Below are 14,185 nucleotides of genomic sequence, written 5' to 3'. Positions count from 1 at the left end.
GTCATGCTTGGCGATACCGGAATAGCGGTCATTCGCACCGCGCGGCCTTCCGGCTAATTGTCAACGTTCCGCATAATGCAGCCTACCGAAATCGGGATCATAATATGGCAGTTACGAGTCGAGAGTTCTCGTCGGGCAATGCGTGAACAAAATCACTGAGACCCAGCTTAGCAATGTACGAAGCCAGTGTATGACCGTCCATATACCATATGCCCATCTCCCGGGCGTAGCGCTTAGCGTTTGGCTCGAAATTCGAAGTTGTCCAGAATGCCAGGATCACCGGGGCGAGTGGGCTGATACCACTATCGAGCCTTAGCTTATGCCGCTTCCAGACACCGCTACCAACGAACTCTCTTAACGCAGTCTCCTTAATGACATTAGTTTCTTTATACCGCTTTGTTTGGCCAATAACCGTTGCGCGGCAGACGGCGGGGATGCCGTAGCCAGAAGGCATGATGTCGAGGTTGGTGCCAATAAAATCGACGCCGCCGTCACCGCTCTGCCCTGTGACGTTCGCGGTCGCACCCAGTTTCTCTAGAATGTTAACACACAAATCTTCGACCACGAGCGGGTCGATCCGACGCAATTTGGCGAGGAGCACATTCTCAGCGGGAAACGCCTTGATGTATGGTGATTGCTCATCATCGATCTCAAATCGTGGCGGCATACCGTCCGCCCGACACTCGGCTGCATCCGTGCGCAACGCATCAGCGATATGCGGCAGCTTGTCTTCAATCAGTTCCCATATGTTGTCTTCGCCATAGCTGGAGAGCTTCGCAGACAAAACCGCAAATGCCACTTCCTCTAGAGGGCGAAAATCGACGTCAGTTATGCCGTCTTTAATCCAAACGGCCATGATTTGTGTCGAGGGGACGCTCATTGGCGAGCTACCCGGCCCCCATAAGTTGCATCCGATCCTTGAGTGCCTGCTCAATTCGAGCCTGCAAGTCGTTCAACGAGGAAAGGGTTGGCGCGTCCATCTTGCGGAGCATGTCTGGGGTAAGCGTCTTTAACGCCGCTGTGGCGGCCATCACCTTAGGATACCAGTCTTCTGGGTGATCGATCTGATACCGGGCGAGAGCACGGCTCATTGTGCCGTCAGGGCCACGCAAAACGGAGAGCGCGTTTTCGTCCTGCACGATACTGGCAAGGTCACGAACATCTTTTGCCTCGGGAAGCTTTGGAGCACCACCACCGTCCTCGCCCGATGGGACGATCCAGCTGTAAAACTCTTCTATATTCTCCGTCTTTGTGAAAGCCTCGGCCTCGTCACTCCACGCTAGCCAGGTCTTCACGTCAGGACGTTTGAATATTTCCTCGAAATACGAATACATTCTTGGCTCGGTTGCCTCGCCAAACTCATCGCTCGCTTTCATATTTTCGAGCGCGATGAAGCAGCGGTAGGCATTGTTTGCGGCACGCGTAGAGAGCCCCAGACTTTGCGCGGCTTCCTGCGGTGACATCCCGCCCTTTCGAAGGGCATGGACAGTTTTCGCTTTCTGGTATGGCCCCCATTCTTTGATACCCGATACATGGCGCAGGCCCGGCAGTACCAACAAAGCGGAGGCTGGCGCCAGTTTGTCGTCTAGTACTAAACATTCGAGCCGCTTGAGGTTCGTGAGCCGCTCCTCGCTGAACGTCTCTTTGCCATTCTCGTGTAGCTGAACAAGCCACCGTAGCGCCGTGACCCGTCGGTTGCCTTCAATCACTACGTATTTGGCTGGATCGGAACTAACGCCCCAAGGCCGCACAACGATGCGATCCATTGGGAGGAAGCCCAAGGTTTTAATGGTGTCACGAAGCTCATTAACATCAAAGCGCTGATCACGCATCTTATCGAAGGTATGCGACTGCACCTTAAGGTCAGCGAACCGACTTTCGGGGACAGAGTTTAACTCCTCGCCTAGTTCAGAGAACCGTGGGTTGTTGGGATCAAGCAGTAGATCTTCGAGTTCGATTGTAAGCGGTTTTAATAGGGACGATAGGTTGTCCAAGGTATTCCCCCTGACGCAAGCATTTTGATTGTGTACATGATAGGACAGATGATCTGGAAGCGAAAGCCTTCCATGCTCTCATTCAATTCCAAGCGCCCTATCAGCGGCTAATGGCTACGATTTTCCTATTCGCTGTCTAGTTTGGAGGAATTACGTGCCGGACGACCTATGTTCCAGAACGGCTCCAATTACTCAGGATTGCCGCATGCCCCAATTGCAGAATCTCCGCTTCCAAGTACGAGAAAATATTATTTGAAAGGCAAAAACTGGCGCATTGCCGCCAGGCATAGATTTTGGCGATAAACCTCACACGTTCGCGGTGGCCCATAAATCTCTGTGACGAAACCTGACCATCACCGGCTGTCCGGCAATAACAGTTCTGGATTTGGTCAGGAAGAATGGCCTCTGTTACCCAGCCTTACCCTGCTCGTTTTCGCGCCGCTCAACCTCGCGCTCCAGCACCTCCCGTATGAAGGCTGCACGGCGCTGCCGCCCCACCAGCTTGTCAATCCGATCACCGAGCCCCTCGGGCAATCGGATGTTCGTCGATTTCACGTTGAGCGGTGGCCTTCCCATAATTGTGTCGTAACCGCGCGTTTCACCCGTTCAATCAGAACCAGAATAACCGGTGCCGGTTATTGAACATTGCCTTCCATTTATGTTATAAGCGGTGCCGCTTAATGCTCCGAACGCATCCTTGATGCGACCGGGACGGCGAACTGAGGAAGGCAGGTCCATGATTTCATCCGATTCTCGCTTGAGTGATTCGCAGATCAGCACATCGCGACGCGAGCTACTCCGCGGATTGGCTGTCGCTCCGGTGGCGGCATCGGTCGTTGCCTCCCCCTGGGGTGGCACATTGGCGGCGCTGCACCGGCGCTACGATGATGAACCCGCGACACTTGCGCGGACGAAAGAGGGGCGAAGCATAAGCCGCTTCCGCTATCACAACGCGGAACGCTGGATGACCACGCTGGAAGCGGATTTCCTCGCCGAGCCTCGATTTGCACGAGAAGCGCTTCATCAGGCCGGTTTCGTATGTCAGCAGGCGTTGTGCGCCTATCTGCTGGACATGGGCTTTGCCGATGGGTGGAACGCCAGCTACATCAAGCAGGACATCGCCAAGGCACTTGCCTACGCCAATGCGTGCGGCTTTGGTCATGATTGCCCAGACACGGCGCGGCTGGCTGGGGTTCTCTCGCCCTACTGGAAATGGGGCTATTATTATCATGATTGGGAGGAAGACCGCCCCCGCACGGGCGGCTTCATTCCCACCACGATTACGCCCCTTGTGCGTGCCTTGGTGGACCGCGTGCATGACGTGACCGGCCACCCACGCCCGAAGGGTTGCCAGCGTCGCCCAAAGGAGGCGCGGTCATGATGCTGCGCACCGACGCCGATCATCTGCCCGCGCCGATCCGGGAGGAACTTCTCCACGTCACCGTGATCCTGTTCGAGGCGTTCGAGGAAACAACCAAAGGCCGATGTTCCGAACATTTCCGAGCGGGCCGCATCCTCACCCTGATCCTGCACGGTCCCCATGCCGAGAAAAATTGGGAAGAGATCGCGCCGGGGGAAGCATTCCGCTTGCTGGCCATCGTCAACTATCCCCGCCTTGCCCGCAGCGAACGCGACTGGAGGCTGGTGCGCGACCGACTGCGCCGCGCATGGGAGCATGGCGAAATTACCCGGCCGGTGCGGCTTGCGGTCGAAAGCCTTGAGCGGGTCAACAGCGCTCTTGTCGAAGGCGTCCCGCATTTCGTTACAATCGCCGAACAGGGCATCGCACTCTACCAGATGGAAGGCTTGCGGTTGAAAAAGCCGCGCCACCTGCCAGCGCGAGAACGGGCTATCCGGGGTGTGGCGGAGTTCATCCGGTGGCATGAGCGCGGCACCGGCTTTCTCGCTGGCGCGGCTTTCTATCGGGACCGGGGCGACATGCCGATGGCTGCGCTGATGTTGCATCAGGCGTGCGAGCATTTCTATCTGTCCGTCTTGTGGTCGATCAGCCTGCACGCGCCGCGCACCCATGCGCTAGATGAACTACGCGAGGCGGCGGAGGCGCTGGACCCGCGCCTGTGTTCGGCATGGCCGCGCGACAGGCGGTTAGAGCGCCGCGCGTTCGGCTGCATACGCCGTGCCTATGTTGAAGCGCGCTATGGTCGATCATACCGCATTTCGGGCGAGGAACTGTCATGGGCGTTCGCGCGGGTGGAGATATTGCAGCAACGGGCAGCGTGCGCCTTCGTGGATCATCAGACTTCGCTTGCCGAAAGCCAGCCTGCGCCGATGCTTCCGCCGCCCGCAGGACCGACAACGGGCGTGGCGCTTTCCCAGCCTGTGCGCCGCGCCAATATGCTGCAACGGACATGGCGAATCGTGCGACGTGCCGCCCCGCCAAAGGGCCGATGGAATCCGCTCGTTCCCGTTCGCCGATTCTGGCGCTCCGACAGGTGCAGGGACTGGGTTGACCATCTGCCCTTGGCGATTGTCTGCCTGTGCTTCTTCATGGCGGGTGCCGAGGCAACGCTATGGCGGGTAAAGTCCGCGCAAGTCGCCCGTTCCAAACCCGCCGACTTGTCCGCCGTGCTGGACTTCGACGTGCGCGCGGACACGGTGCTTGGCGCGGTCATGGAGGTTGCTCAAAGGGCGGGCTACCGGGTCAAGGCCAACGACGACATTTGGACTGTGCGGTGGACCGGGGCCTATCGCGCCAAGGCGACGACCTTCGACGCGCTCGCGGACATTCTCTATGGCTCCGGCCTGTGCCCTGCGATCCGAGAAGACTTCATCACCGTGCGCTATTGCGACAAGAGCCGCCCGCCAATGGCGGCGATGGTCGAGTATCAGGCGGAACCGGGCGGCAATGTGCGCTTATCGGTTTCGCACTAACCGCCGTCCCGTTCCGCCTCGAAGGCCCGCTTACCCTTGCGCTTCCAGAGGGCGAGTGCGTTGGCCCGTTCCTCGCCGCGCAGCCGGTCGGCAACCGTGAGGAACGCGCCGTAGAGTGTCGCGCGATCATCGTCGGTCAGATCGACCAGCCCCGCCTTGACGATGAGGCCGCCCAGTTCGATCAGATGCCGCGTGCGTTCACGGCGTGCGACGGCCCAGTCCCGCATGTCGGTTCGCGCCTTTTGTGCCTCAAGCCGATGCCGCGCTGCCGTCGAGCGGGAGAGTGCCGCTTTGGTGGCCAGAAGGTCCGCCCGCAGGCTTGCCGCCTTTGCCAAGAAAGAAAGCCGCGCCCGCCTTGCGCCATCCCTCCTTTGTCGCGGTGTCTTTCACCGTAGCGGCATGGAGCAGCGCCCCAGCCAGTACATCGACGTCGAGCGCATCGGCCCCGGTCGCCGTCACCAGTTCGCCAAGCTGGCGCACGCGCCGTTCCCTGAGCGCTTTGGCTTTGTCAGCCAGGGCTTTAAGTTCCGAATCAAAATCACGCGGCTTGCGCATCGTAAAGTCTCCATTGAGTGTCGATGGCATTATGATCGCCGCGCAGTAGAGTCGCCGGGACAGCCTGACACCGCCTAGTCCCGTCCGAGAAATTTTCGAGAAGGGCGCGCTTATACGTCGTTCCGACGTGCGCTTGAGCGTAGTAGATGGACGATCGTCATGGCGATCTTCCATTTCTCCGTTCAGGTCATCAGTCGCGCTGCGGGCCGCTCCGCCGTCTCCGCTGCCGCCTATCGCGCGGGCGAGCGGCTGCACGACGAGCGCTTTGACCGGCCCCAAGATTTCCGCGCCCGCTCCGGCGTCGAGCATAGCGAAATCATGTTGCCCGAAGGCGCGCCCGAACAATGGCGCGACCGCGAGCGCCTCTGGAACGATGTCGAAGCATTCGAGAAGCGCAAGGACGCCCAGCTTTCCCGCGAGGTCGAGTTCGCCATTCCGCGCGAAATGACCAAGGCGCAGGGCGTCGAACTGGCCCGCGATTTCGTGTCTGCCGAGTTCGTGGATCGCGGCATGATCGCCGACCTCAACGTGCATTGGGACATAGGCGCGGACGGCCAACCCAAGCCGCACGCTCATGTCATGCTCACCATGCGGGAGGTTGTGCAGCGCGAAGACAGCACGGCTGGCTTCGGGGCGAAGGTGCGCGAATGGAACGATCATGAAAATGTCGAGCGGTGGCGCGAACGCTGGGAGACCCACGTCAACGTCCGCCTTGCCGAACTCGACATCGACGCGCGCATCGATCGCCGCAGCCTTGCCAATCAGGGCATAGACCTTGAGCCGCAAAGCAAGATCGGCGGCCCCGCGCACCGGATGGACGCCCAGGGGCTGGAAGCCGACCGCGCCGAGATGCACCGCGAGATCGCACGGGAGAATGGCGAACGCATCATCGCCGATCCCGGCATTGCCCTTAATGCCATCACCCACCAACAGGCGACATTCACCAACCGCGATATGGCGATGTTCATTCACCGGCATAGCGACGGGCAGGAGCAGTTCAACGCCGCCATGCGCGCGGTGCGTAATTCGCCGGACCTGATCGCGCTGGGCAAGGACGGGCGCGGCGACGATCGGTTTACCTCGCGCGATATGATCGACACCGAGCAGCGGATGAGCCGCGCCGCTGACCGGCTTGCGATGGACCGGAACGATGGTCTCTCGGCGGCGACGACCTACGCCATGCGAACCGCCGAGAGTGGTGGCCTTGCCCTGGGAGCAGAGCAGGAAGCCGCGCTGCGCCATATAACGGGCGAGCGCGGATTGTCACTGGTGCTGGGTTATGCCGGGACCGGCAAAAGCGCCATGCTGGGCGTAGCGCGCGACGTATGGGAGAGCGCGGGCCTCAACGTGCGCGGCGCGGCGCTCGCGGGCATCGCTGCCGAGGGGTTGGAGAATGGTTCAGGCATCGCGTCTCGCACCATTGCCAGCATCGAACATGGCTGGGCGCAGGGCCGCGACCTTCTGACCGCCCGCGATGTGCTTGTGATCGACGAGGCGGGCATGGTCGGCACACGCCAGATGGAGCGCGTGCTGTCCCATGCCGCCGACGTGGGCGCGAAGGTCGTGCTTGTCGGCGATCCGCAGCAGTTGCAGTCGATCGAGGCGGGTGCGGCGTTCCGCGCGATCCATGAGCGCCATGGCGGCGTCGAGATCACGCAGGTTCGCCGCCAGCATGAAGGATGGCAGCAGGATGCCACCCGGCATTTGGCCACTGGCAGGACTGGCGAGGCGATTGCGGCTTTTGCCAACAAAGGCATGGTGCATCAGGCGGAAACACGCGAAGATGCGCGGCGCGATCTTGTCGAGCGCTGGGATCGCGAACGGCAGGCAAAGCCCGACGCCAGCCGCATCATCCTGACCCACACCAATGCCGAGGTGCGCGACCTCAACGAGGCCGCGCGCGCGGCGATACGTAATGCGGGCGAATTAGGCGACGAGCGCCAGGTGAAGACCGAGCGCGGCGACCGGCTATTCGCGTCTGGCGACCGCATCATGTTCCTGCGCAACGAGCGCAGCCTGGAGGTGAAGAACGGCACGCTGGGCACGATCGAACATGTGAGCGAGGGCCATATGTCCGTCCGCACCGATGACGGGCGTTCCATATCGTTCGACACCAAAGATTATCGTGACCTCGACCATGGCTATGCCGCCACCATCCACAAGGCGCAGGGCATGACCGTGGACAGGGCGCATGTGTTGGCGACGCCGGGGATGGATCGGCATGGGGCTTATGTCGCCATGTCCCGCCATCGCGATGGCATGGCGCTCCATTATGGCCGCGACGATTTTCGCGATCAGTCCCGGCTTGTCCGCACGCTCTCGCGGGAGCGTGGCAAAGATATGGCCACCGATTACAGACAAGCCGACCTCGCGAGGGAATATGCCGAGCGGCGTGGCATCACGTTTGGCGAGCGCGTCGCAGAAATCGCCAGGCCCATCGTCGAGAAAGCGCGGGGGATCTTCGACAATTTCCGGCCGAACATGCAGCCGCAGCAGGAACGCGACATATTTGCGGGCTTCCAGCCCAAGGCCGAGCCGTCCGCACAGGTGCGGGCCGTTCAGCACCAGCCCGAACATGATACGCAGCCGATGCGCGCAGGCGGCGTGCGCGGCGCGGTTGAGCGATATGCCAAGGCATGGCAAGCGATCCAGCAGACGCGCGCGCAGGGTCTGGACGCCATGCCGCACCAGCGTGAGGCGTTCGACAGGGCGCGCGATGCATTGGACGCGATCCGCCCCGAAGGCTCCTCCGACCTAAACAGCGCGTTCCGCAGCAGCCCGGAGCTTGTCCGCCAGGCTGCCGAGGGGCGCGGCCAGGCCGCCGTGCGGGCGATGCAGTTGGAGACCGAAATCCGCATGGACCCATTCCAGCGCGCCGACCGGTTCGTGGAAGGGTGGCAGCAATTGCAGCGCCATCATGCCGAGCTTGTTCGCGACGGCAATTTTCGGGGCGCGAAAAGTGCCGCGCAGCAGATGGCGGGCATGGCGAAAAGCCTCGAACGCGACGCCCAGCTTGAATCGGTGCTGGGCCTGCGCAGCCGCGAACTTGGGCTTGAGATTGGCCAGCAGGCGGGCCGCAGCCTCTCCCACGACCTCGCATCCTCCATTCCCTGCGATCACGGACGCGACATCGCTCGCGGCATGAGCCGCTAACACCAAGGAGAACACGATATGGACGACGAGCAGAGCCTTTTGAACGAACTGGAGTCGCAACCCCGGCCCAATGCCGCCGCCGAGGCGTTCGCGCGCCTCTCGGAGCGTGTCGCGACTATGGAGGAACGGTTGGACGGGCGCATGGCAGTGATGGCCCGCGCGCTTGAGCATATCGCCATCGAGAAGCAGAGCCTCGAATTTCCTGACTATGGCCCAACGCTTGCCAAGATGAACGGCTATCTGGCGACGTTGGCGGGGCAGACGAAGAAAATCATGGATGCGCCCGCCATGCAGTTGACGCCGGAGAGCATGGCGGAGCGGATCGGCTTGGCGGCGCAGGCCGCGCGCGAGACCGACCGGGCTACCATCAAGAAATCGCTGGAATTGCATCATCAAGCCCATGCGGATCAGATGCGCGCGATCGGTACGATTCGGACCAAGCAGGAGCAGCGCTGGCACACACTCTATGCCGGAATAGGGACGGCGCTCGGGGTCTCGCTCCTATGGCTGTTCTATCCGGGATGGACAGCAAGCCTTGCTCCCGATGGCTGGCGCTGGCCCGAACGGGTCGCGACCCGCACGATGGGGGAGCCGTCACCATGGGATGCTGGCATTCGCCTGATGCGTACCGGGAACCCGAGCGGTTGGAACGCGATCGTTGCGGCCGCTGAAGTGTGGCGGGAGAATGAAGACGCCATCGCCAATTGCCAAAAAGAGGCCACAAAGGCCAATCAGCCGGTCCGATGCACTTTGCGTATAGGCAACTTCCCTTCGTGACCAAATGAGTCTACCGAGCGGTTCGACAACTGCACGTCCTGAGCTATTTTACCCAAGCTATCATACTGAGATTGAACGCGACGTTTCAGCTTTCACGAGCATCCGCAGCGAGATACAAGGCACCTCCGTGCGCCATATAGACGAGAGATTGCGGTCGCCTTGCATAAACAATTACACCCTGGCTCTGGTGAGGTGAAACCACGTGGTGATTCGCTCGCTCAACAAGCGAACGAATTGCATGTTCCCTGTTTGTTCTTGCATGAGGGGGCTGACCAGTTTAGGTATGTAAGATGACGAACGAAGCCAATTATGAAGACTTTTCGCGCGAGGACCTGCTCCGGGTTTTGCGGGAACGTGACCTTGAAGAACAGGGCGCACTGCGCTTGCATTATCGAGGTGAAACGCCACCGTGGCAGATAGTGCGGAAAGTGCGGCCTCGGTGTCAGAAGATCGAACCGAAACTATCGTGCGGGACTGAAACTGATCAAGCAGCTAATTTGCTGATAGAAGGCGATAATCTGCAATCTATGGTATCGCTGTACAAATATCGGGGTCAAGTAGATCTCGTACTGACCGATCCGCCATACAATACCGGCAACGATTTTAGATATAACGACAAATGGGACGTTGATCCGAACGACACCGATATGGGCAAATTCGTTCCGGGTGACGATGGTTCGCGCCACAGTAAGTGGCTCAGATTCATGGTGCCCCGTCTCTGGATGATGCGTGAAATGCTGCGACCAGACGGCGTATTAGCGATTTGTATTGATCATCGCGAATTATTCAGACTGGGAATGGTTCTTGACGACATTTTCGGAGAAGAAAATCGGATAGCCATTATAAACTGGCAAAAAAGCTATGCCCCCAAGAATAATGTGGGGAAGCGTTCGCATGTTTCGACTTCAACTGAGTATGTACTTGTCTATGCCAAATCGGTAGATCGTGCGAAGACCAATCTGTTGCCGCGAAGTGAGGCGATGAATGCCCGCTATGGTGATCGTGATGGTGATCCAAAATTATGGAAACCTGGCGATCTAACGGGCCCAGGTGCCGACACACACCGCTCGCAGGTGTACGGAATTCAGAACCCGTTTACCGGAGAGATAATTTATCCGACAGCCGGGCGGTGCTGGGCTGCCGAGCGCCGGCGAGTAAAAAAGATGCTCGAGGCCTACAGAATCAAATACAAAAACGCATCCCTCAACGATGGATGCGTTGATGCCTTAGTAATTGATGGCGACCTCACAAAAGCCAAAGCGACTGCGGAGAAAATTCGCGACACCGAGGTTTGGCCCGTCGGGCATTGGCGCGATGAAGGGCAAGGGACGTTTGGAGTCAAAAAATATCTCGAAGACGTCAAGAAGGGAATAACCCCTATGACGTATTGGGCCGACGACGAATATGACGAACCGGAGGTTATTGGTACTACGTCATGGGAGCACGAACAGTCCGGCCATAGTCAAAGCGGCATCAATGAGTTGAGCGCCATTGTTGGACGTGGGCACGGGTTTGAGACCGTAAAACCGCTTAAGTTGTTCAAAAAGATAATGCAAATTTGGTGTCCACCGCGAGGGATCGTTCTCGATCCATTCGCGGGTTCGGGAACCACAGGCCATGCGGTTCTCGAGATTAATAAGGAAGCGGGTACCGCCAGACGTTTTGTTCTGATCGAGCAGGGTAGACCCGAGCGTGGCGATAGCTACGCTCGAACCCTAACGCACGAAAGATTGAGGCGTGCATTGACCGGCGAGCGGGTCAATAAGAAGGGCGAAACTGCGGTAACAGCGGACCCGCTGCCTGGCGGTTTCCGATTCTCAAAGCTGACCTCCAAGGTAGATGCGCTGGCTGTGCTATCACTTCAGCGCGAAGAAATGCTCGATCTGTTGATAACGAGCCACTGGGATCAGGCCGAGCGGGCTGGTTCTCATTTGCGCCGTTTACCTGCAACCTCAACAGGGCATCTTTTCGCCAGAAACTCTCGGGGGGAAGGTTACTTTCTCGTTTGGAGCGGACCCGACCAGCCGTCCGTTCTGAACAGAAACGTTTTTCGGGCGATCGTAGAAGAGGCCAAGACCGAGGGTTTAACCGCGCCGTTTCACGTTTATGCGCGCACATCTGTTTACCCAGGACCCAACATTCAGTTTTACCAAATCCCGGATAGGATTCTTGAAAAACTGGGCTTCAATGAAGCCACTCAGTCTTATTCTCAGAAAGAGGATGCCGTTGTATGACGGACATTCAATTACTACCGTTTCAAACCCGCGCCTCTCAGCAGATAGTGAACCGTTTCGCGAAGTTGGCAAGCGACGCAAAGCGCCCTTGGGTGCATGGTGAGTGGAAGGTACCTTATTATCAGGCGCTTTCGGCACTGACTGGTGCTGGCAAGACGCCAATTCTCGCGGACGCCGTGGCACAAATGCGCCACTTAGTTGTGGGTGAGCCAATTGTGCTTTGGATTTCCAAGGCCCGCGCTGTTGTTGAGCAGACGTTTGGAAACTTCGAGGGTGGCGGGAAGTATGGTCATCTGATCGAAGGGTTCGACGTTCGCTATCTTCTTGAATTGAACGATGACGTGGTCAGCGACGATACCACACCGCTGATCGCACTCGCGACGGTTGGCACTTTCAATCAAAAGAGCCGCAGCGATGGGACGCTTATCGTCCACCAGCAGCGAGATGACGACGGCTCGAAAGCTTTGTGGACGCTGCTAACCGATCGTGTGGCGAAAACTACGGGTGTTCGGCGGCCGCTGGTCATCATCTACGACGAGGGTCATAACCTTTCAGACCAGCAAACCGACTTGCTACTAGAGCTTGAACCAGATGCCATCATTGTTGCAAGCGCAACAATGCGAACACCCGGCCAACTCGGCAAACTGATTAACAGATTGACCGATCATGGATGGTCCGACACTCCACAGATCGACGCAAAGGACGACATCAAGTCATCCCTTGTGACGGCCGTGAATAATGGCGATGTTGTAAGGGCAGGTCTCGTAAAGCGCGCAGTCGAGTTAGCGGGCTATACTTCGATCATGGAGACGATGATAGATGATATGCTTGAAGCGATCGAGGTCGCTGAGAAAGCATCGAAAGTGCAAAATGCCGGTTTTTTGCCGAAAGCAATTTACGTATCCAAAACAAATATAAACGCCGACGATGGTAGCATGGATCAACCGTCCAAGCCGTTCACAGAACGGCGGGCACCTCCTATCCTCATTTGGCGCTATCTCGTAGAAGAAAAAAATATAGATCCATCGACAATCGCAGTCTACTGCGATCTGAAATTTGAGCGTACGACTAATCCTCCACCTCTCGATTTCAAGCTGTTTAGCGGCGGAGAGCAAGACTTCGCCGTTTTTCAGTCAGGCAATTATCGGCACATTATTTTCAACCAAAGCCTGCAAGAGGGTTGGGACGATCCTGCTTGCTGTTTTGCCTACATCGATAAATCGATGGGCTCATCGGTGCAGGTAGAGCAGGTTATCGGTCGTGCACTGCGGCAACCTGGGGCGATGCACTATGCCGACCCGATTCTGAATACCGCATCCTTCTTCATCCGCGTCGATGAGAAGCAGGCGTTTCCGAAGATTTTGAAGTCCGTCGAGGCAAAACTCGCTGCGGATTTGCCCGACGTAAAAGTGGAAGGCTTTACCGATCGGCGCGATCGTGAACGGTCCCGCCTTGAACCCAAAAAACTCATGCAAATCCCCAGCGTTCATATCGATGCCGAGGATGCAGAACAGCCAGTTGCCAACGCGGTTGGCGTAGTGCTCGACTTTCGCCAAAAGTCTGCTGATACGGCCGGAAAGGGCCAAGTCGTAAAAGCGGTTCAAACCATTGGCTTCGGCGACAAAGCGAAAATTTCTAAAGGAGACACGCCACACTCCAATCGTGTGATGGCGCGCTGGATTTTGCGCCGGGAGATTATGACGCTTTACCCGGAGGTTGCTGCCGCGATCGATTGGTCCGAGGGCAAATTCAACGCAGCGGTAGAGATCACCAGCAACGCTGCTTCACATTTGAGGTCTGAGGCGGACGCGATCGTTGACGCTTATCTAACAAACAGCGATCTCTCTACGGAAGATGGTAATCCGTTCACGGTAGGGCCAATCAGCGTGAACCCGGCTAAGGCAAAGCCTTACACGAACGCTCTCCATCCGAGCTATGATCTCAATGACCTAGAGCATGAGATCGCAGAGGAAATCGATGCGACAGGATACGATTGGTGCCGAAACCCCGTGAACGGCGGGTATTCGCTCCCGTTGCTCGACAAAGGTGACACCCGCCGGTTTTTCCCTGATTTTCTAGTCTGGAAAGAAGGCTTGGTCTTCGCGATTGATCCCAAAGCAGCAATGCTCGTCCGAACCGATGCGGGAAGGAAGCTTCTCGACGTTCATGATGGGAACGGAAAGAGGAAGCTTCTCGTCCGGCTCATTTCGACGGGAAAATGGAACGATCAAGTCCAAAGAACAAGCACAAAAGGCTTCACTGTTTGGGCCTTATCACGCGGCGGCAAGCTAAAACCCCGTTGCGTAGGGAGCGCTTCCGAGGCGGTTGAGGCGGCGCTGAAACCATAGTGCAACGGGTCGCGGCGCAAACGCTTGCTACGCTATCATGGGCAACTTCAGAAATTTACCTGCTTGCTCCTCTAGTACGATGGCTGAGATGCTCCGAGTCCCAGACCCCGCAAGGGCTGCGAAAGGCTAATTGATCAGCCTGCGTCGGTCATTTTGTACGCCTATCACCCTGATCCATAAAAAAACGACTGCTCAATCGCAGCACTCCACAAGTCCATCCCAGACTGTCGGA

At 58.1% G+C, this 14,185-nt stretch carries 10 protein-coding genes; 6 read left to right on the top strand and 4 right to left on the bottom strand.

All coding sequences use genetic code 11. The annotated features are described in order from the left end of the window. Positions 1-97: 97 nt before the first annotated feature. Together D0Z70_RS07380 and D0Z70_RS07375 are read right to left on the bottom strand one after the other, a co-directional pair. Positions 98-856: a restriction endonuclease gene (locus tag D0Z70_RS07380; protein WP_182913877.1), complete on the bottom strand. Its 759-nt coding sequence runs from the start codon at positions 854-856 to the stop codon at positions 98-100. Between the two features lie 31 nt (positions 857-887). Next, the gene (locus D0Z70_RS07375; RefSeq protein WP_119744917.1) at positions 888-1,994 is read right to left on the bottom strand and encodes a ParB/Srx family N-terminal domain-containing protein; all 1,107 of its coding nucleotides are present in this window, start codon (positions 1,992-1,994) and stop codon (positions 888-890) included. Positions 1,995-2,799: 805 nt separating this feature from the next. Between D0Z70_RS07375 and D0Z70_RS07370 the strand changes: the two genes are divergently transcribed. Both D0Z70_RS07370 and D0Z70_RS07365 read left to right on the top strand, forming a co-directional pair. Next, complete coding sequence (locus tag D0Z70_RS07370) at positions 2,800-3,375, top strand: hypothetical protein (RefSeq protein WP_338054901.1); 576 nt, start codon at positions 2,800-2,802, stop codon at positions 3,373-3,375. Next, positions 3,372-4,886: a HEPN domain-containing protein gene (locus tag D0Z70_RS07365; protein ID WP_119744913.1), complete on the top strand. Its 1,515-nt coding sequence runs from the start codon at positions 3,372-3,374 to the stop codon at positions 4,884-4,886. Before D0Z70_RS07370 ends, D0Z70_RS07365 begins: the two co-directional genes overlap by 4 nt. Here the strand turns inward: D0Z70_RS07365 and D0Z70_RS07360 are convergent. Together D0Z70_RS07360 and D0Z70_RS07355 are read right to left on the bottom strand one after the other, a co-directional pair. Beyond that, positions 4,883-5,113 (bottom strand): conjugal transfer protein TraD, encoded by a 231-nt coding sequence (locus tag D0Z70_RS07360; protein WP_119744911.1) that lies wholly within the window; start codon positions 5,111-5,113, stop codon positions 4,883-4,885. The genes D0Z70_RS07365 and D0Z70_RS07360 overlap by 4 nt on opposite strands. A 22-nt stretch (positions 5,114-5,135) precedes the next feature. Next, positions 5,136-5,441: a conjugal transfer protein TraD gene (locus tag D0Z70_RS07355; RefSeq protein ID WP_119744909.1), complete on the bottom strand. Its 306-nt coding sequence runs from the start codon at positions 5,439-5,441 to the stop codon at positions 5,136-5,138. A gap of 159 nt (positions 5,442-5,600) precedes the next feature. Here D0Z70_RS07355 and traA point away from each other — a divergent pair, with 159 nt between their 5' ends. The 4 genes from traA to D0Z70_RS07335 all read left to right on the top strand — a co-directional run bounded on the left by traA (position 5,601) and on the right by D0Z70_RS07335 (position 13,953). After that, complete coding sequence (gene traA, locus D0Z70_RS07350) at positions 5,601-8,594, top strand: Ti-type conjugative transfer relaxase TraA (RefSeq protein WP_119744907.1); 2,994 nt, start codon at positions 5,601-5,603, stop codon at positions 8,592-8,594. Positions 8,595-8,612: 18 nt separating this feature from the next. After that, positions 8,613-9,371: a DUF6118 family protein gene (locus tag D0Z70_RS07345; protein ID WP_119744905.1), complete on the top strand. Its 759-nt coding sequence runs from the start codon at positions 8,613-8,615 to the stop codon at positions 9,369-9,371. A 290-nt stretch (positions 9,372-9,661) separates the two neighbouring features. Then, the gene (locus D0Z70_RS07340) at positions 9,662-11,605 is read left to right on the top strand and encodes a site-specific DNA-methyltransferase (protein ID WP_119744903.1); all 1,944 of its coding nucleotides are present in this window, start codon (positions 9,662-9,664) and stop codon (positions 11,603-11,605) included. Then, complete coding sequence (locus D0Z70_RS07335; protein WP_119744901.1) at positions 11,602-13,953, top strand: DEAD/DEAH box helicase family protein; 2,352 nt, start codon at positions 11,602-11,604, stop codon at positions 13,951-13,953. Before D0Z70_RS07340 ends, D0Z70_RS07335 begins: the two co-directional genes overlap by 4 nt. The last annotated feature ends 232 nt before the right edge of the window (positions 13,954-14,185 follow it).

The sequence above is a fragment of the Sphingobium terrigena genome (assembly GCF_003591655.1).
GTDB lineage: Bacteria > Pseudomonadota > Alphaproteobacteria > Sphingomonadales > Sphingomonadaceae > Sphingobium > Sphingobium terrigena.
Note: the sequence above shows the minus strand (reverse complement) of the source record. Positions and strands in the feature narration are given on the sequence as shown.

Excerpts from the sequence above, each read along its gene's own strand:
- D0Z70_RS07380 (WP_182913877.1), bottom strand. The coding sequence starts at position 856 with ATGGCCGTTTGGATTAAAGACGGCATAACTGACGTCGATTTTCGCCCT.
- D0Z70_RS07365 (WP_119744913.1), top strand. The coding sequence starts at position 3,372 with ATGATGCTGCGCACCGACGCCGATCATCTGCCCGCGCCGATCCGGGAG.
- D0Z70_RS07360 (WP_119744911.1), bottom strand. The coding sequence starts at position 5,113 with ATGCGGGACTGGGCCGTCGCACGCCGTGAACGCACGCGGCATCTGATC.
- D0Z70_RS07355 (WP_119744909.1), bottom strand. The coding sequence starts at position 5,441 with ATGCGCAAGCCGCGTGATTTTGATTCGGAACTTAAAGCCCTGGCTGAC.
- traA (WP_119744907.1), top strand. The coding sequence starts at position 5,601 with ATGGCGATCTTCCATTTCTCCGTTCAGGTCATCAGTCGCGCTGCGGGC.
- D0Z70_RS07345 (WP_119744905.1), top strand. The coding sequence starts at position 8,613 with ATGGACGACGAGCAGAGCCTTTTGAACGAACTGGAGTCGCAACCCCGG.
- D0Z70_RS07340 (WP_119744903.1), top strand. The coding sequence starts at position 9,662 with ATGACGAACGAAGCCAATTATGAAGACTTTTCGCGCGAGGACCTGCTC.
- D0Z70_RS07335 (WP_119744901.1), top strand. The coding sequence starts at position 11,602 with ATGACGGACATTCAATTACTACCGTTTCAAACCCGCGCCTCTCAGCAG.